Annotated in this window: 16 protein-coding genes; 4 read left to right on the top strand and 12 right to left on the bottom strand. The window is 30.2% G+C overall.

Going from position 1 to position 18,029, the window contains the following annotated elements; translation table 11 throughout:
• Positions 1-133: 133 nt before the first annotated feature.
• Positions 134-1,249 (bottom strand): DUF7151 family protein, encoded by a 1,116-nt coding sequence (locus DIS07_RS09425; RefSeq protein WP_146190722.1) that lies wholly within the window; start codon positions 1,247-1,249, stop codon positions 134-136.
• Between the two features lie 275 nt (positions 1,250-1,524).
• Between DIS07_RS09425 and lon the strand changes: the two genes are divergently transcribed.
• Positions 1,525-3,999 carry an endopeptidase La gene (gene lon / locus DIS07_RS09420; RefSeq protein WP_109404980.1) on the top strand — a complete coding sequence of 825 codons (2,475 nt, stop codon included), beginning with the start codon at positions 1,525-1,527 and terminating at the stop codon, positions 3,997-3,999.
• Between the two features lie 47 nt (positions 4,000-4,046).
• On the opposite strand, the gene DIS07_RS09415 is transcribed toward lon, so the two are convergent.
• From DIS07_RS09415 to ruvX, 5 genes are all read right to left on the bottom strand, one after another.
• Positions 4,047-5,405 carry a hypothetical protein gene (locus DIS07_RS09415; protein WP_109404979.1) on the bottom strand — a complete coding sequence of 453 codons (1,359 nt, stop codon included), beginning with the start codon at positions 5,403-5,405 and terminating at the stop codon, positions 4,047-4,049.
• Between the two features lie 118 nt (positions 5,406-5,523).
• Positions 5,524-6,303, bottom strand: coding sequence for a nucleoside triphosphate pyrophosphohydrolase (mazG, locus tag DIS07_RS09410; RefSeq protein WP_109404978.1), 780 nt, complete (start codon positions 6,301-6,303; stop codon positions 5,524-5,526).
• Complete coding sequence (locus tag DIS07_RS09405) at positions 6,303-6,725, bottom strand: DUF5606 family protein (protein ID WP_109404977.1); 423 nt, start codon at positions 6,723-6,725, stop codon at positions 6,303-6,305. Before DIS07_RS09405 ends, mazG begins: the two co-directional genes overlap by 1 nt.
• A 45-nt stretch (positions 6,726-6,770) precedes the next feature.
• On the bottom strand, positions 6,771-7,361 hold the full coding sequence (gene def, locus DIS07_RS09400) for a peptide deformylase (protein ID WP_109404976.1): 591 nt from the start codon (positions 7,359-7,361) through the stop codon (positions 6,771-6,773).
• A 75-nt stretch (positions 7,362-7,436) separates the two neighbouring features.
• Positions 7,437-7,850, bottom strand: coding sequence for a Holliday junction resolvase RuvX (gene ruvX, locus DIS07_RS09395; protein ID WP_109404975.1), 414 nt, complete (start codon positions 7,848-7,850; stop codon positions 7,437-7,439).
• A 211-nt stretch (positions 7,851-8,061) separates the two neighbouring features.
• On the opposite strand from ruvX, the gene DIS07_RS09390 reads away from it, so the two are divergent.
• Together DIS07_RS09390 and DIS07_RS09385 are read left to right on the top strand one after the other, a co-directional pair.
• Positions 8,062-8,877, top strand: a complete 816-nt coding sequence (locus DIS07_RS09390) for a 2,3,4,5-tetrahydropyridine-2,6-dicarboxylate N-succinyltransferase (RefSeq protein ID WP_109404974.1) — start codon at positions 8,062-8,064, stop codon at positions 8,875-8,877.
• An 8-nt stretch (positions 8,878-8,885) separates the two neighbouring features.
• Entirely contained in the window at positions 8,886-9,641 is a 756-nt protein-coding gene (locus DIS07_RS09385; protein WP_109404973.1) for a glycosyltransferase family 2 protein, read from the top strand.
• Position 9,642: 1 nt separating this feature from the next.
• Here DIS07_RS09385 and DIS07_RS09380 read toward each other — a convergent pair whose 3' ends face one another.
• Both DIS07_RS09380 and DIS07_RS09375 read right to left on the bottom strand, forming a co-directional pair.
• Positions 9,643-10,386 carry a glycosyltransferase family 25 protein gene (locus DIS07_RS09380; RefSeq protein WP_109404972.1) on the bottom strand — a complete coding sequence of 248 codons (744 nt, stop codon included), beginning with the start codon at positions 10,384-10,386 and terminating at the stop codon, positions 9,643-9,645.
• Positions 10,383-11,237, bottom strand: coding sequence for an alpha-1,2-fucosyltransferase (locus DIS07_RS09375; RefSeq protein WP_235869117.1), 855 nt, complete (start codon positions 11,235-11,237; stop codon positions 10,383-10,385). Before DIS07_RS09375 ends, DIS07_RS09380 begins: the two co-directional genes overlap by 4 nt.
• A 67-nt stretch (positions 11,238-11,304) precedes the next feature.
• Here DIS07_RS09375 and DIS07_RS09370 point away from each other — a divergent pair, with 67 nt between their 5' ends.
• Entirely contained in the window at positions 11,305-12,717 is a 1,413-nt protein-coding gene (locus DIS07_RS09370; protein ID WP_109404970.1) for a CCA tRNA nucleotidyltransferase, read from the top strand.
• On the opposite strand, the gene DIS07_RS09365 is transcribed toward DIS07_RS09370, so the two are convergent.
• The 4 genes from DIS07_RS09365 to DIS07_RS09350 all read right to left on the bottom strand — a co-directional run bounded on the left by DIS07_RS09365 (position 12,709) and on the right by DIS07_RS09350 (position 17,864).
• Complete coding sequence (locus DIS07_RS09365) at positions 12,709-14,538, bottom strand: ABC transporter ATP-binding protein (RefSeq protein WP_109404969.1); 1,830 nt, start codon at positions 14,536-14,538, stop codon at positions 12,709-12,711. The two genes, DIS07_RS09370 and DIS07_RS09365, sit on opposite strands and share 9 nt — an antisense overlap.
• Positions 14,538-16,253 (bottom strand): phospho-sugar mutase, encoded by a 1,716-nt coding sequence (locus DIS07_RS09360; protein ID WP_109404968.1) that lies wholly within the window; start codon positions 16,251-16,253, stop codon positions 14,538-14,540. The genes DIS07_RS09365 and DIS07_RS09360 overlap by 1 nt, the downstream gene beginning before the upstream one ends.
• Positions 16,254-16,297: 44 nt before the next feature.
• Positions 16,298-17,254 carry a glycosyltransferase family 2 protein gene (locus tag DIS07_RS09355; RefSeq protein WP_109404967.1) on the bottom strand — a complete coding sequence of 319 codons (957 nt, stop codon included), beginning with the start codon at positions 17,252-17,254 and terminating at the stop codon, positions 16,298-16,300.
• Positions 17,255-17,342: 88 nt separating this feature from the next.
• Complete coding sequence (locus DIS07_RS09350) at positions 17,343-17,864, bottom strand: DUF4199 domain-containing protein (protein ID WP_109404966.1); 522 nt, start codon at positions 17,862-17,864, stop codon at positions 17,343-17,345.
• Between the last annotated feature and the right edge of the window lie 165 nt (positions 17,865-18,029).

Below are 18,029 nucleotides of genomic sequence, written 5' to 3'. Positions count from 1 at the left end.
TTTAGTTCAAATTTGCAATTAAAATCCGATTTATCAATTCAGATTTTGAGTGAGTTAATTCAGGATTTTATTTCACTAATTTTTCAATTCCGACAGAAAGAGTAATTCCGTAACTTGCTAAATTCCAATAAACTTAATTACTTCGATATAGCATTAGATAAGTTGGGCCAGTAAAAAAACCAGTGAAGCAACTTTCACAAACAAAATTTTCCGATGATATTTGAATACCTAAATTTATTTTTTCCTCTGGTAAATCGCTGAAAATATTAGGAGATTTGATAGTGACAATTTCAGTACTATTTGTGGAAATTTTAGTATTATTAATAACTCGGTCATTGGTTAGGTCATACAATTCAACAGTAACTGCGTTATTCGATCTATCTGCTTTGAGTCTTGGTATAAATACTATGGAATCTACACCAATATAATTACGTTTATCAAAATCAATGAATTCTTTCCATATTATTGGAGGTCCTTTTGTAGCAAAACCACTATCGCCACTAAAAATTGAAAGCCGTATTTGTTCATCAAAACCACCATCTAAGCCATTACATATAAATCTTGTAACTGTTACTTCATCTTTATCAAGGGAACCATTTCCATTATTATCAATCCCCGATTCGATTTTGACACCCCCATTTTCACAATTTTCTCCAGCTATTTCATCTGTAACATTCACCAAACTAATATTACCATCAAGGCCATTACAAGCATAAGCAGTCGCTACTATTTCTGAATCTTCTAAAATTCCATTTCCATTTGTATCTACTCCAGAATCAATTTTTACACCTCCAGTTTCACAGTTGACTCCGGCTGCTTCGTTAGTAATTTTAGTAAGACTATTGATACCGTCTATACCATTGCATATATATGCAGTAGCAGTAATTTCGTTGTTATCAAGGACTCCGTTTTTGTTAGCATCTATTCCAGAATCAATTTTTACACCTCCATTATCACAATTATTACCTGCTGCTTCTGTTGTTACTGATGTGAGACTCGTATTGCCATCAACACCATTACATACATAACTTGTGTTCAGTATTTCATTACTATCTAATGTTCCATTTACATTATTATCAATACCAACATCAATCTTTATTCCGCCATTTTCACAGTTCTCATTTGGTAGTTGATTTGTAATATTCACTAGACTATTAAGACCAGTTGCTCCAGTTTCGCCAATTGCTCCAGGCTTTCCTTCACATCCCGCAAATAATATAATTGTTAATCCTAAAAGTATGTTTTTCATTTTTTTATTTTCAGTTTTAGTGCTTTCTACATTTTTACCAATGAATGCCAACTCGTTTCGGATATTCTGAGTTTTAATTCGTTATATCCAGAGTTAGCGAAGTTAGTTTTTTTGCATAAAAAAATCAACTGGTAAAAACACCTATTTCTCCTTTGGCACAACAATTGTCTTATTAGTGTATATAATTCAATTGATAAATGTAATTAATTGATTATCAGTAAAATAAAAAATCAACACTGAAATAGATTTTTTAAGATTCGAAAATCGATGTCAGTATGACAGATATACAATTCATGAGTAAACCAAAAGTAATGCATATAGACAATTTGTCGCTTCATAGTATGTTAAATGAAGATTCGGAGTTAATTCCGTTAATGACGCCAGAAGATGAAGAAATCATCAACAAAGAAAGCGTACCAGAAGTATTACCTATTTTACCGCTAAGAAACACGGTTTTGTTTCCTGGTGTGGTAATTCCCATAACTGCAGGGAGAGATAAATCTATCCAACTAATAAAAGATGCGAATAATGGTGATAAAATTTTAGGTGTTGTAGCGCAGAAAAACGAAGAAGTTGAAGAACCAGGTTTAAAAGATATTCATACAACAGGAGTTGTTGCACAAATTCTACGTGTTTTAAAAATGCCTGACGGTAATACAACTGTTATCATTCAAGGAAAAAAACGTTTTGAAATTGATAACATTATACAAGATAAACCATATTTAAAAGCTACTGTAAAAGAAGCGTTTGAAGATAAACATATAGATGATATTAAAGAGTTTGATGCTATTATTGATTCGATTAAAGAACAAGCGTTAGAGGTAATTAAAGAAAACCCTATGTTGCCTTCTGAAGCCTCTTTTGCGATTAAGAACATTCAGTCAAATTCTTTTTTGGTAAACTTTATTTCTTCTAACATGGATCTAAGTGTTACTCAAAAACAAGTTGTTTTAGAAAAAGACAATCTAAAAGAACGTGCTTTATTAACACTAAAAAACCTTAATAAAGAATTACAAAAATTAAAATTACGTAATGATATTCAGTCTAAAACACGAGAAGATTTAGATCAGCAGCAGCGTGAATACTATTTGCATCAACAATTAAAAACTATTCAAGAAGAATTGGGTGGCGCTTCTAACGACCAAGAGTTAGAGGAGATGCGTAAAAAAGCCAAAACCAAAAAGTGGACAAAGGAGGTTGCAGAAACATTTGAGAAAGAATTAGGACGTTTAAAACGTATGAATCCTCAAATGGCAGAATATGGTGTTCAAAGAAGCTATTTAGAACTGTTGTTAGAATTGCCTTGGGGGATTTATTCTGAAGATAAATTTGACCTAAAAAATGCGCAGAAAGTGTTGGATAGAGATCACTTTGGTTTAGAAAAAGTGAAAGAACGTATTATAGAACATTTGGCCGTTTTAAAGTTGAGAAACGATATGAAATCGCCAATTATCTGTTTATATGGTCCTCCTGGAGTTGGTAAAACTTCTTTAGGAAAATCTGTTGCAGAATCTTTAGGACGAAAATATGTAAGAATGTCTTTAGGTGGTTTAAGAGATGAAGCAGAAATAAGAGGACATAGAAAAACATATATTGGTGCAATGCCAGGGCGTTTAATTCAAAACTTAAAAAAAGCAGAAACTTCGAATCCTGTGTTTGTTTTGGATGAAATTGACAAACTAGGACAAAGTCATCAAGGTGATCCATCTTCTGCAATGTTAGAAGTATTAGATCCTGAGCAAAATACAGCGTTTTATGACAATTATTTAGAAGTTGGTTACGATTTATCAAAAGTACTTTTTATTGCTACAGCTAACAACCTAGGACAAATTCCTTGGGCTTTACGTGATAGAATGGAAATTATTAATGTAACGGGTTATACGATTGAAGAAAAAATAGAAATTGCCAAAAGACATTTGTTACCAAAACAATTAAAAGAACATGGTTTAACTACCAAAGATTTAAAGTTAGGTAAAAAACAAATAGAGCAAATTGTTGAAGGGTATACAAGAGAATCTGGAGTAAGAGGATTAGAAAAGCAAATTGCCAAAGTAGTGCGTTTTGCAGCAAAATCAATCGCTTTAGAAGAAGAATATGAAATCGCATTAACTTCAGAAAAAGTAGAAGAAATCCTAGGGACTCCAAGAAATAGAGATAAATATGAAAACAATGGAGTTGCTGGTGTAGTTACAGGTTTAGCATGGACTAGAGTTGGTGGCGATATTTTATTTATCGAATCTATTTTATCTAAAGGAAAAGGAAACCTATCTATTACAGGTAATTTAGGTAATGTAATGAAAGAATCTGCAGAGATTGCCATGAAATTCATCAAATCGAATGCTGAAGAATTTGGAATTAAACCTGAAATTTTAGAAAAATATGATGTGCACATTCATGTTCCAGAAGGAGCTACTCCCAAAGATGGACCAAGTGCAGGAATTACCATGTTAACTTCTTTAGTTTCTTCTTTTACACAACGTAAAGTGAAAAATAAAATAGCCATGACTGGTGAAATTACTTTAAGAGGAAAAGTATTACCTGTTGGAGGAATTAAAGAAAAGATTTTAGCGGCTAAAAGGGCGAATATTAAAGAAATTATGCTGTGTGAAGATAATAGAAAAGATATTCTAGATATTAAAGAAAGTTATCTAAAGGGTTTAAAGTTTCATTATGTAACGGATATGAAACAAGTAATTGATATTGCCCTTACAAAACAAAAAGTTAAGAATGCTAAGAAATTAGAAGCATAAAAAAAGTCTCCATTTTGGAGACTTTTTTTATGCTGTTTTTAAATTATTTAAAAATCTACACTAATTCCAAAATAAGGTCTTACTTGATTTCTTGCAAGGAAATTTCCGTTTTCATCTGCAGCAAAAGTCCATTGGTAATCTACACCAGCTTCCATAAATCTACCCATTTTATAAGTTACAATGATGTTTGCTAAAGATCTATTGTCTAGAGTAAAAGCATCACCCAAATCGTTTAACCCAGCTTTAACGTAGGTACCTCTAGCTTTAAACTTACCGATTTGTTTTGTTTCTAAATCCAATCCAACAATAGCTCCTCTACTGTTAGGGTCATTACTATCAATGTTGTCAGGTAATAATAGAGAACCTCCAATTTTTATAGTTTTTAATATTTCTGCACTTAATGTACCAAATATACCTTGTGATTTAGTTGCAGTCAATAATTCTCTTATTCTGGCATCTTTATTAATTTCGTAAGCAAAATTAAAAAATTGGGCAATGTAATTATCACCATACCATTGTCTTTCTATTCTAGCATTAAGAAGTACTGTATTTGCAATAAATCTAAAATCGGTTTCTAACCCAATTGCAAATCCGTTTCCTGCACCATAATTAGCTGTAGGATTATCAGCGGCTAATAAATTATTTTTAGATAATTTACTATACTGTGCATCTAGCCTTAAATTTAGTAAGTTTGTTCGCACCAAGCTTAAACCCAAATCAAAACTCATTGCTTTAACTCCGTCACTGCTATATTTTGTAGTTATTTGTTGTGCTCCTTCTTCTTGATAATCATCATTGTCAGACACAAAACTTGCACCAATTTCAATTGTTTTAATAATAGGAATTTCAGTTCTACCAAAAGGTTTTACAAATGGTCTTAAGCCTAACATTTTAGACGATCCATCAAAATTTAAATCACTATAGATTATTTCTAAACCAGCTATTTTTTTGATAAGTATCGAAGCACTTATACCAACTTTTCTACGCTCAAAAGAAGTTGCATTGGTATAATTACCAATTAAAGAACCAAAACCTAAACGTTCTCCAGATAAATCTCCAACTTTAACGTAGATTGGATCCGTATTTTTATCTCCATATCTAAAAAAACGAATCATTCTAAGTATCCCAGCACCATGATTAAATTCCTCTTTTCTAATCTGTCCATTTTCAATATCAAAAAGTAGTGGGATGTCAAGTCCAAGCCCAAATTTTCCAAAAGAGAACTCAGGTTGAATTCTCATTCCAAAATAATTCTGCCCATCAATATTAGTAAGCCCTATATTGGCATTAAAAACATTGTCTTCATCAAAAGCACTTTTAAAAGCACTTTCTACGTTATTGTTTTGAGCTTTTGTAAATTGAAATGCTGTTATTGTAATAAATAAGAATAATGTAATTTTTTTCATAGTGTTACTTGATAGTTTCTAACAAAGTTAAAAAATATATAATTGAAGTGTGTGTATTATCAGATTTTTAATAACCCTTAATAATATTCAGTGAATTTAAAAAAAATATTTATTTAAATTACTTGAAAAATTCTTTTGATTTTTCCCAGTAAACGTCCATTTCAATTAAAGACATTTCCGAAAGTTTTTTGTCTTCTTTTTTAGCAGCTTCTTCTAAAAATTGAAAACGACTAATAAATTTTTTATTGGTTTTTTCTAAAGCATTTTCGGGGTTTACACCAATAAAACGCGCGTAGTTAATCATAGAAAAAAGTACATCTCCAAATTCTTTTTCTATATTTTGTTGATTCCTTTTTTTAATTTCTTCATTGAGTTCATTGAGTTCTTCTTGTACTTTTTCCCAAACTTGTTCTGGTTTTTCCCAGTCAAAACCAACACCAGCTACTTTATCTTGAATTCTATTGGCTTTTATAACTGCGGGCAAACTTTTAGGAACACCTTCTAAAACAGATTTTTTTCCTTCTTTTAATTTTAGATATTCCCAGTTGCGTTTTACATCATTTTCATTATCAACATTAACGTCACCATAAATATGAGGATGTCTGTCAATTAGTTTGTCACAAATTGAATTGGCAACATCAGCAATGTCAAACGCATTTTTTTCACTACCAATTTTTGCATAAAAAACGATGTGTAGCAACACATCGCCTAATTCTTTTTTAATTTCTGGTAAGTCGTTGTCTAAAATAGCATCAGCAAGCTCGTAGGTTTCCTCGATGGTAAGATGACGTAAGCTTTCTAAAGTTTGCTTTTTATCCCAAGGGCATTTTTCCCTTAAGTCATCCATGATATTTAGTAATCTATTAAATGCAGCTAACTGGTCTTTTCTAGAGTTCATTAAGCTTTAGCTTCTGTTTTTTCTGAGGTATCTTCTTTTTTAGAAAAATCCAAACCAGATTTCACTAAAATATTGTACCACTGAATTACTTTTTTAATGTTAGAAGTGTATACTCTTTCGTCATCATAATTAGGTAATACTTCTAAAAAAAAGGCTTCTAACTTTTTGCCACTTTCTTTGTGAGAAAGTGCTTCTTTACCTTCCGTTTTTTCATAAATAGAAGTAAAAATATCTTGTAAAGGCACATCTTCTTCGTAAGTGTAAATCGCTATATTTTCTAATAGGCTTACATTTTGAGCTGCATTAATTGCTAAGCGTTTTTTATCTACTAAAGATTCTGCGATAATTGCATTTTTAGATTGAGAGATAACTTGAAATAATCCTGGTTTACCACTAACGGCAATAATTTTACTAAATTCCATATGTACTTTTATTTAGACCTTGCTAGTCGCAGTCTTATAATATTTTTATTTACCTTTTTTTGCATTTGGGAAACGCATTCTATAGTCTGCTCTAATTTTTCCCTTAGAAATATTTTCTAATTTTTTCTTGATTAATCTTTTTTTAAGCGTAGAGAGTTTATCTGTAAATAAAATACCTTCTATATGATCGTATTCGTGTTGAAAAACTCTTGCGGCTAAACCATCTAATACTTCTGTATGTGTGTTAAAATCTTCATCTTGATATTCTATAGTAATTTTAGGCTGACGAAAAACATCTTCTCGAACATCTGGAATACTTAAACACCCTTCATTAAAAACCCATTCTTCTCCTTCTTCTTCAAGAATTTGAGCATTTATAAATACCTTATTAAAGTCTTTTAATCTTGCTTTATCTTCATCTGTTAAATCTTCATCATCTGCAAAAGGAGAAGCATCAATAATAAACAAACGAATAGCTTTACCAATCTGAGGTGCAGCTAAACCAACACCAGACGCATTGTACATGGTCTCTTTCATATTGGAAATTAACTCTTTTAAGTTTGGGTAATCTCTGTCTATTTTTACGCCAACTTTTCTTAAAACAGGATCTCCGTAAGCTACAATTGGTAATATCATTATATTATATTTAACGCTGCAAAAGTACAATTTAGAATGACTAAATACGAATTTTAAATAATGAAATTTTTGAAGCTATGATTGATTATATAAATAAGATTGTAAGATTATAGTTGCACTAATTTCATCAATTAAACCTTTATTTCTTCTTTGCTTACGCTTTAAACCACTATCAATCATTGTTTGAAAAGCCATTTTAGAAGTAAATCGTTCATCTACTCTTTGAATAGGGATATTCGCAATTTCTTTTTGCAGTTTCTTTAAAAAAGCAACGATTAAAGCTTCACTTTCACTATCAGAGTTGTCCATTTGCTTGGGTTTGCCAATTAAAAAAAGTTCAACTTTTTCTTTAGAAATATATTCTTTTAAAAAAGGGATTAAAACTTCTGTACTAACCGTTGTTAGCCCAGATGCAATAATTTGAAGTTCATCTGTAACAGCAATTCCTGTTCTTTTTTTTCCAAAGTCTATGGCTAAAATTCTTCCCAAATTAGATGTTTTTACTGCAAAAGTAAAGGTTAAATTTTAATATTAAAACATTAACTTTAATATCGCATATCTGTTAGTTCGTATTTTGTTTAAAGAATACTAAAATGATGTGATTTTTGAATTTAAACAAGGATAGGTAATATGTTTAAAAAATGTATATTCGCTTTCAGTTTTATAGATAAATTTATATTTGCTGAAATTAAACTTTACAATGAAAGAAATTAGACAAATCATAGAGTCAGCTTGGGATAACCGTGAGTTGTTAACAGAAGAGAAAACAATTAATACTATTAGAAAAGTTGTTGATTTATTAGATAAAGGAGAACTTAGAGTTGCAGAACCTGTTGCAGATGGTTGGCAAGTTAATGAATGGGTTAAAAAAGCGGTGGTTTTATATTTCCCAATTCAAAAAATGGAAACTTTAGAAGCTGGTATTTTTGAATACCACGATAAAATACCTTTAAAAAAGAACTTTGCAGAAAGAGGAATTAGAGTTGTACCTAATGCAGTTGCAAGGCATGGAGCATATATTTCTCCGGGAACTATTTTAATGCCAAGTTATGTAAATATTGGAGCTCATGTTGATGAGGGAACTATGGTAGATACTTGGGCAACAGTAGGGTCTTGTGCTCAAATAGGAAAAAATGTACATCTTTCCGGTGGAGTTGGAATAGGTGGTGTATTAGAACCATTACAAGCTGCACCTGTAATTATTGAAGATGGAGCATTTATTGGTTCAAGATGTATCGTTGTAGAAGGTGTAAGAGTTGAAAAAGAAGCTGTTTTAGGAGCAAATGTAGTGTTAACGATGAGTACTAAAATTATTGATGTAACAGGTGATGAACCAGTTGAAACAAAAGGAGTTGTTCCTGCTAGATCTGTAGTTATTCCAGGAAGTTATACTAAGAAGTTTGCAGCAGGAGAGTATAATGTACCTTGTGCATTAATTATTGGAAAAAGAAAAGAGAGTACCAACAAAAAAACATCTTTAAACGACGCTTTACGTGAATATGATGTAGCCGTTTAAAATATTCTATGACTAAGATTACCGCAATAATACCAACTTTAAATGAAGAAATTCATATTGCTGATGCTATTGAATCAGTAAGTTTTGCGGATGAAATTATTGTTATAGATTCACATAGTACAGATAAAACTGTTTCAATTGCTGAAAAGTACCAAGTAAAAATCATCAAACGTGAGTTTGATGATTTTTCTTCTCAAAAAAACTATGCTATAGACCAAGCTAAATATGATTGGATCTACGTTTTGGATGCTGATGAAAGAGTTACATCAGAAGTAAAGAAAGAAATTTTAGAAGTCGTTAAAAATCCCAAAGATTTTGTTGGATTTTACGTGAGAAGAACATTTTATTTTTGTGGAAAGCGATTATATTATGGGGGTTGCCAAAGAGATAAAGTTGTTCGTTTATTTTTAAAAGAATTCTGTAAATACAACGGAAGCCCTGTTCATGAAACTATTGAAACAAAAGGAAAACTAGGGTTTTTTAAGCACAAAATAGAGCATTTTTCTTATAAAGACTATGATCATTACATGTCTAAAATGAATCATTATGGAACTTTAAGAGGTAAGCAATACCATGAAGTAGGGAAAAAAGTAAACTTATTTCATATATTGGTAAAACCACCAGCGAGGTTTTTTATTCATTATTTTATAAGGTTAGGTTTTTTAGATGGATTTCCAGGGTATATTTTTGCCAAAACACAAGCGTATGGAGTTTATGTAAGGTATATTAAGTTGTGGCTTTATAATAAAGGAATTAAAAACTGATTTATTTTTTATAAAACAAATAGTTTTTAACACATCTTTGAAGTTTATACGTAACAAGTGCTATTAATTGCCAAAAAGGACGAATAATTTCTCTAATTATTTTTTTCCAAACAATCATGTTATTTTGTTGGATGGTACTGCCTCCGATTTTTTTGTCAATACTGACAACATATGATTTATTAGTAGAATATAATGCAACTCTGTGCTTGTAAATATCTTGCTTCATTACATCAATTGGAGCATAATAATTGCTTAAGTTTTCGTAAAGTTTTTTTGCAGCATTTTTACCTATAATTTGACCAATCATTAATACAGGAGGTATTAAATATTTATTTATTAGTTCGTTTTTTTCTAAAGAGTAAAACCCTTTTTTTCCTGATATATCTACAAAAGTATCTATTGTTACTTTCTTTAGAATACGCTCTAAATCTTTGATTAAATTATTTTGAATCAAAGCATCATCTTCTAAAACAATAGAAAAATCTTCTGGTTGCTTAGATAAAAATTCCCACAACTTAAAATGAGTTAAACAGATTCCAATTTCACCATCATTAGGAAAAGGAAAGTGCGCTAAAATATTATGTTTTTTCTTTTCTTTTTTTATAAAAACCCTGTCTAAGTCTTTACCATAAACTGCAGAAATTCTTGTTATGGGAATGTTCAATTCATTGAATTGTTTTTCCATAAAATCTCTACGATCTTTACTTTTATCAAGGTTTATGTAGTAGAATTTATATGAAATCATAGTTTAATCCAGTTTTCACATGCAACCTCATTTTCTTTTTCTATAAACCAGTTTCTTGGTGCGATTACAATTTTATTTTTATTGGTATTTAACCATGCCCCCCACCAAGAAAAACTACTGTTTGCAGTAATGTTATGATTGCATAAACTCATCAAATACATATCTTCATGAGGAATAGATTTTACATCAACAAAAACAATTTTTTCTGTTTTTAAATTTTTCTTTGTCCAAGAAATATCATCAGAAAAAATATAAAAAGTAGTATTGGTATATTTTTTATTGATAATTTCAATCGCTTTATGATAGTAATCTAAATTACAGGTGCCATGAATTTTATTGGCTTTTTCATCAGATATATAATCCCCTCTTCTTATATGTAAGGAGCAGCTGTTTTTGGTAGATAAAATTTGCTGTTCCATTTTCTGTGTATTTATGGATAATTTCTGATTAATAACAAAATCATTTAAAAGTGTTTCTCTAATTTTGTTAAAATATTTTTCTGTTTGAAAATATCCTTTAACATATTCATTTCCTTTTAAAGATTTAAAATCTCCATTAAAAAGTAAACTTTTCTCTTTTATATTTGATTTTAATCCAATTTTACCATATAAAACAGCTAAAGGGTCAGCTTTTTTTAATTTAATATTAAATTTATTTAATTGATAACCACCATGTAATTTGTAGGTTTTAAATTTAGAAATATCCAATTTTACATCATACCCTTTTAAAGATAAAGAGCGTGCATAAGCATATTGAAACATCTGATTTCCAAGTCCACCAAGAATTCTAACAACAACCATGAAAATTACCTGCAGCGTTTTTGCTAAAAACAAAAGTACGAATGTTATCACAATTTTCTTTTATCAATTTGATGTTAAAAAGAATAGAAAACGATAAATTTGCGTCACTTTTAAAAATATGAAGTATACAGAAGCAATTTCGTCAGAAATATTTAGTGTAATATCTAGAGCATCAAAACAATTACAAATTGAGAGTTATGTAATTGGCGGGTTTGTGCGCGATTTTTTCTTAAAAAGAGGCAATGCTAAAGACATAGATGTTGTAGCTATTGGAAGCGGAATAGATTTAGCTCTAAAAGTATCTGAGTTGTTACCAACCAAACCTAAAGTGCAGGTGTTTAAAACTTATGGAACGGCTATGTTACGTTTTAAAGATGTCGAAATTGAGTTTGTTGGAGCAAGGAAAGAATCGTATTCTGAAGATAGTAGAAACCCAAATGTTTGTGAAGGCACTTTACAAGATGACCAAAACCGAAGAGATTTAACTATTAATGCCTTAGCCTTAAGTTTAAATGAAGCAAATTTTGGAGAATTATTAGACCCATTTAATGGAATTAAAGATTTGGAAAATAAAATCATTAGAACACCTTTAAATCCAGATATCACCTATTCTGATGATCCTTTAAGAATGATGCGTGCTATTCGTTTTGCGACGCAATTGAATTTTATAATTGAAAAAGAGTCTTTAGAGTCCATTATCAAAAATTCTCATAGATTAAAAATTATTACCCGTGAAAGAATTGTTGATGAGTTAAATAAAATTTTATCCTCTCCAAAACCTTCTATAGGTTTTTTATTGCTTGAAAAAACAAATCTTTTAAAACAAATATTGCCTGAATTAATAGCATTAAAAGGAGTAGAGGAGGTTGAAGGGCAGAAGCACAAAGATAATTTTTATCATACTTTAGAAGTAGTTGATAACATTTCTGAAAATACGAATGATGTATGGTTACGTTGGGCTGCTCTATTGCATGATATTGGAAAGGCTCCTACTAAAAAATTTAGTAAAAAAATAGGTTGGACATTTCACGCTCACGAATTTGTGGGTTCGAAAATGGTGTATAAATTATTTAAGAGGTTAAAAATGCCTTTAAATAACAAAATGAAGTTTGTTCAGAAAATGGTATTACTAAGTTCTAGACCAATTGTTTTGGCAAGTGAAGTTACAGATTCTGCTGTTAGACGTTTGGTTTTTGACGCAGGTAATGACATCAATTCTTTAATGACGCTTTGTGAAGCAGATATTACTACTAAAAACCAAAAGAAATTTAAACGTTATCATAAAAATTTTGAATTAGTTCGTTTAAAAATTAAGGAGGTAGAGGAACGAGATAGAGTTCGTAATTTTCAACCACCAGTTTCAGGTGAAGAAATTATGAAAGCTTTTAATTTAAAACCTTGTAGAGAAATTGGTCAAATTAAAGAAGCTATAAAGAATGCAATTTTAGATGGTGAGATTCCAAATGAAAAAGAAGCTTCGTATAACTTTATGATTAAAAAAGGACAGGAGTTAGGATTAAGTTTAGCCTAAACTCTGCATTGTTACCAATTTAAAGTATTCTTCTTTTTTGGCAAGTAGTTCTTCGTGTTTTCCTTGTTCTACAATTTTACCTTTTTTCATCACCACAATTTTGTCAGCTTTTTGAATGGTAGATAATCTATGTGCAATGACTAAAGAAGTTCTGTTTTGCATCATTTTTTCTAATGCAATTTGCACCAATTGTTCAGATTCTGTATCTAAAGCAGAAGTGGCTTCATCTAAAATCATTATTGGAGGATTCTTTAAAACGGCTCTAGCAATAGACAAACGTTGTTTTTGACCACCAGAAAGAGAGTTTCCACTATCTCCAATATTAGTGTTGAATTGTTCTGGTAAATCTTTTATAAACTCATAAGCATTTGCAATTTCTGCAGCTTCTAAAAGTGCAGTTTCTGAAGCCTTTGGAGTTCCTAATTTAATGTTGTTCGCAATAGTATCATTAAACAAAATAGAATCCTGAGTAACAATTCCCATTAAATCTCTTAATGATTTTTTTGTGATGTTTTTGATATTCTCTCCATCAATCAAAACTTCACCCTTATTTACATCATAAAAACGAGTAATTAGGTTTGCTAAAGTAGATTTTCCACTACCTGACTGCCCAACTAAAGCAACAGTTTCCCCTTTTTTAATGGTTAAAGAAAAGTCTTTTAAAACGTACTCTTTTTTGTATTTAAAAGAAATGTTTTTAAACTCGATTTCATTTTCAAAATTATGTTTAACAATTGCATCTCCTATGTCTTTAATACTGTTTTCAGTATTTAAAACTTGCATAATTCGTTCTGCAGAGGCTTCTCCTTTTTGGATATTATAGTAGGATGTTGTAATTAATTTTATCGGATTTAAAACGGTGTAAAACAATACAATATATCCCATAAATTCATCAGGTTGCAAAGAACTAGTGTTCGATAAAACTTCTGTTCCTCCATACCATAGTATAGCAATTATTGTTGCAGAGCCTAAAAACTCACTCATTGGAGAGGCTAAAGTTTGTCTGTGAAAAACGCTAGTCATTAAACGTCTAAAAATAGAAGTAGAATCATTGAATTTCTTTTCGATAATTCTTTCTGAATTAAACCCTTTTATTACTCTTAGACCTCCTAAAGTTTCTTCAATAAAAGACAAAAAAGTTCCCGTTTCTTTTTGTGCCTTTATAGAGTTTGCTTTTAGTTTTTTGCTAATGGATGAAATGATAAACCCAGAAACTGGTAATAAAATAAATACAAACAAAGTTAATTTTACACTCATAAAAAGCATAATTGCTATAGCAATAATAACGGTAAGTGGTTCTCTAACAATGGTTTCTATTGATGTTAATATAGAAATTTCAACTTCTTGAACATCAGAAGTCATTCTTGCAATAATATCTCCTTTTCTTTTTTCAGTGAAATAAGAAATTGGCAGTTCTACAATCTTATTGTAGAGTTTGTCACGTAAATCTTTTACAATTCCAGTTCGTAAAAAAGTAATGACATAAGAAGCTAAATATCTAAAAAAATTCTTAAAAAAAAATAAAGAAAGTGCTAACATGCAAATAAAGAATAAGGTATTTATTTGTCCGTCATTTTCTATTTTATTAGATATAAAATGATAGAAGCTTTCTTTAAGAAAGCTTCCTATTTGGGTTATACCATTATAAGTTGGTTTTACAGTAACTTGTTTATCAGTACCAAAAAGAATTCCTAAAACTGGTATAAAAGCTAAAACCGATAAAACATTAAAAATAGCATAGAAAATATTGAATAGAATGTTTAATAAGGTAAATTTTCTATACTTTTTCTCGTATTTTAAAATGTCTTTAAAGTGATTCATTAACTCAACTTCATCTCTTTGATAATTCTTTGAATTTTTGCATCCAATTCTGCTTCTACCTTTTCAGCATTTTCAGTTTTGTCTAAAGGAGTATTAACACTAAAATAAAATTTTATTTTTGGTTCCGTTCCACTTGGTCTTGCAGCAATTCTTGTTCCAGATGCTGTTTGATAAATTAAAACGTTAGATTTTGGCATGTCAATTTCTGAAACCTCACCTGTAATTAAATTCTTTCTAGTGGATGCATTATAATCAGAAAGAGTTTCTATCTTTTCTCCATCAATTTCTGTGATTGGGTTGTTACGCATATCACTCAACATTTGCTGAATTTCAGCAGCACCATCCATTCCTTTTTTAGTGATTGAAATTAAGTGTTCTTTATAGAATTTATTGTTTACATAAATTTTTAATAACTCTTCATAAAAAGAACTTCCGTTTTGTTTTGCGAAAGCCGCAACTTCACAGGCTAATAGAGTAGCAGTAACTGCATCTTTATCACGTACAAAATCACCAACCATATAACCAAAACTTTCTTCACCACCACCAATGAATTGAAGATCCGTAAAATCTCTTACCATTTTGGCAATCCATTTGAAACCAGTTAAACCAACTTTTGTAGCTACATTATAACTTGCAGCAACATCGTTAACTAATTCTGTAGAAACTATTGTAGTCCCAACAAACTGTTTACCATTTATTTTTCCTTCATTTTTCCATTTTTGAATGGCAAAATCAGTCATGACAACCATAGTTTGGTTACCATTCATTAATTTCATATTCCCATCAGTATCTCTAACTGCTACACCTAATCTATCACAATCTGGGTCAGTACCTATTACAATATCAGCTCCTATTTTATTAGCTAAATTAGTTGCCATTTCTAATGCTTCTGGTTCTTCAGGGTTTGGAGATTTTACAGTTGGAAAATCTCCATCAGGTTTTCTTTGTTCTTCAACTATATGAACATCATCATAACCTGCTTTTTTTAAGGCATCAGGAACAGAAACAATAGAGGTTCCGTGTAGAGAAGTAAAAACAATTTTTAAATTTTTACGGTCTATATCATCAGATAAAGAACCGTTTTTTACAGAAGCTTCAACAAAAGCATCATCAACTACAGCACCTATTGTTTCAATTAAATCTTCATTGGCGTCAAACTTAATTTCAGAAAAATCTAATTTATTTACATTTCCAATAATTCCGCTATCATGTGGAGGTACTATTTGTCCTCCATCTGCCCAGTATACTTTATAACCATTGTATTCTGGTGGGTTATGAGAGGCAGTTAAAACAATACCTGCATCACATCCTAAATGACGAACTGCAAAAGATAATTCTGGTGTTGGACGTAAATCTTCAAAAAGAAATACTTTTATATTGTTTGCAGATAAAACATCAGCAACTACTTTTGCAAATTTTTGACTGTTGTGTCTACAATCGTATGCAATAACAACTTTTAATTGTTCTTTTTTTACATTTTTAATCAAATAATTAGATAAACCTTGAGTTGCTCTTCCTAATGTGTATTTGTTAATTCTGTTAGTTCCTGCTCCCATAATTCCTCGCATTCCACCAGTACCAAATTCCATGTCTTTATAGAATCTGTCAGCTAAATCATCAGGATTATTATTAATAAGGTTTTGAATTTCAGTTTGGGTATCAGCATCAAAAGTAGCTGTTAACCATTGTTTTGCTTTGTCTAAGATATTAGTCATTTGGTTAAAATTGAAAAGGTTAAAACAGATTGCAAATATACAATTTAGAAATTGAGTTTTTCTTTAACGGTATAGTGTTTTTCGTTACTTTTTGTTTTTATTATGAGTTCTCCAATAAAACCTGCTAAAAATAACAAAGTTCCTAAAATCATGGAGGTTAAGGCTATGTAAAACCATGGATTGTCAGTAACTAAAATTGTTTTTATGCCATGGTAAACTTTATATAACTTAAATGCACCAATATAGAATGCAGATGTAGTACCAAAAATAAACATTAAAGTTCCCCACAGTCCAAAAAAGTGCATGGGTCTTTTACCAAATTTTGATAGAAATGAAATGGTAATTAAATCTAAAAAACCATTTACAAAACGGTCCATTCCAAACTTAGTTTCTCCGTATTTTCTGGCTTGATGTTTTACAACTTTTTCTCCAATTTTATTATAACCTTCATTTTTTGCTAAAACTGGAATATATCTGTGCATTTCACCACTAACTTTTACAGTTTTAATAACTTCGTTTTTATAGGCTTTTAAACCACAATTAAAATCATGTAATTTTAAACCAGAAGTTTTTCTAGCTGCGGCATTAAATAGTTTTGAAGGAATATTTTTGGTAATAACGTTGTCATAACGTTTCTTTTTCCAGCCAGAAATTAAATCAAAATTATCGTTAACAATAAGGTTGTATAATTCTGGTATTTCATCTGGATTATCTTGTAAATCTGCATCCATAGTAATCACAACAAGTCCTTTTGCCAATTCGAAACCAGCATCTAAAGCCTGTGATTTACCATAGTTTTTTTGAAAACGGATTCCTTTAACTTCGTTATGTTTTTTAGATAATTGCTCTATAACTTTCCATGAAGTATCTGTACTGCCATCATCAATAAAAATAATTTCATATAAATAGCGATTGGATTGCATAACTTTTGCAATCCAATCGTGTAATTCTTGTAAAGATTCTTCTTCATTAAGAAGTGGTATTACTACCGAAATATCCATATTCTTTGTTGTAAAGTTACGAGTTGTAAAGTTATAAAAGTATTGTAGAAAACTTTAAACTTTTTACTTTAAAAAATTTTAGATTTTTTTAGTAAGTTTCTTCTTCTGATTTTTTCATTATTGCTGCAACAATTGCAGAGATTATAAAACCAAAGAAAGCAGACATAGCCAGTATCATAGCTGATAAAATTCCTGGAGTTTGAAATTTCTGAGTCATTTCTACAGCTCCATCAATTTGTTCCTCTGTCATACCTGCATCTACCCAAGCTTGCTTTTGAACTTCCATTGCTTGTTCTTGAAAAGTAGGGTCTATTACATTCATAAATAATAAAGTATAAATAACTGCAATTACAGCGCTTATCATGGTAATACCCATTCCAATTTTTACACCCTGTCCCCAAGAAATAAAGCCTCCATTAGCTTCTCTAAACTTTTTTATACCAATAATAATAAGTGCTATCATTGCTGCGAAACTTACAACACTATTTATCCATTGATATTCTAATAAGCTTCCAGTTGCAAAAAGAATTAAGTGAATAACAACACCTATAAGTCCTAAGTACAGACCATAATTTAATATAATACTTTTACTATTCGCTTGATTTTCCATTTGTTTTAAAATTTTAGTTAGTTATACAAATATATTCATTTCATTTTTGATAGTCTATTATTCTAATAGTTTGATAACTACCAAGACAATACATTAGTATTTAGAATGTTGGATTTGTTACACAAAATTTCATCTTTTTTAATTGTTTAAATAAAAATAGATTGT

The sequence above is a fragment of the Polaribacter aquimarinus genome (assembly GCF_003129485.1).
GTDB lineage: Bacteria > Bacteroidota > Bacteroidia > Flavobacteriales > Flavobacteriaceae > Polaribacter > Polaribacter aquimarinus.
Note: the sequence above shows the minus strand (reverse complement) of the source record. Positions and strands in the feature narration are given on the sequence as shown.

Bases quoted from the DNA above. Each gene is read 5' to 3' on its own strand.
- lon (WP_109404980.1), top strand. From the start codon at position 1,525: ATGACAGATATACAATTCATGAGTAAACCAAAAGTAATGCATATAGAC.
- DIS07_RS09350 (WP_109404966.1), bottom strand. From the start codon at position 17,864: ATGGAAAATCAAGCGAATAGTAAAAGTATTATATTAAATTATGGTCTG.
- DIS07_RS09355 (WP_109404967.1), bottom strand. From the start codon at position 17,254: ATGGATATTTCGGTAGTAATACCACTTCTTAATGAAGAAGAATCTTTA.
- DIS07_RS09360 (WP_109404968.1), bottom strand. From the start codon at position 16,253: ATGACTAATATCTTAGACAAAGCAAAACAATGGTTAACAGCTACTTTT.
- DIS07_RS09380 (WP_109404972.1), bottom strand. From the start codon at position 10,386: ATGATTTCATATAAATTCTACTACATAAACCTTGATAAAAGTAAAGAT.
- mazG (WP_109404978.1), bottom strand. From the start codon at position 6,303: ATGAACTCTAGAAAAGACCAGTTAGCTGCATTTAATAGATTACTAAAT.
- DIS07_RS09425 (WP_146190722.1), bottom strand. From the start codon at position 1,249: ATGAAAAACATACTTTTAGGATTAACAATTATATTATTTGCGGGATGT.
- DIS07_RS09365 (WP_109404969.1), bottom strand. From the start codon at position 14,538: ATGAATCACTTTAAAGACATTTTAAAATACGAGAAAAAGTATAGAAAA.
- DIS07_RS09370 (WP_109404970.1), top strand. From the start codon at position 11,305: ATGAAGTATACAGAAGCAATTTCGTCAGAAATATTTAGTGTAATATCT.
- def (WP_109404976.1), bottom strand. From the start codon at position 7,361: ATGATATTACCAATTGTAGCTTACGGAGATCCTGTTTTAAGAAAAGTT.
- DIS07_RS09405 (WP_109404977.1), bottom strand. From the start codon at position 6,725: ATGGAATTTAGTAAAATTATTGCCGTTAGTGGTAAACCAGGATTATTT.
- DIS07_RS09415 (WP_109404979.1), bottom strand. From the start codon at position 5,405: ATGAAAAAAATTACATTATTCTTATTTATTACAATAACAGCATTTCAA.
- DIS07_RS09385 (WP_109404973.1), top strand. From the start codon at position 8,886: ATGACTAAGATTACCGCAATAATACCAACTTTAAATGAAGAAATTCAT.
- DIS07_RS09390 (WP_109404974.1), top strand. From the start codon at position 8,062: ATGAAAGAAATTAGACAAATCATAGAGTCAGCTTGGGATAACCGTGAG.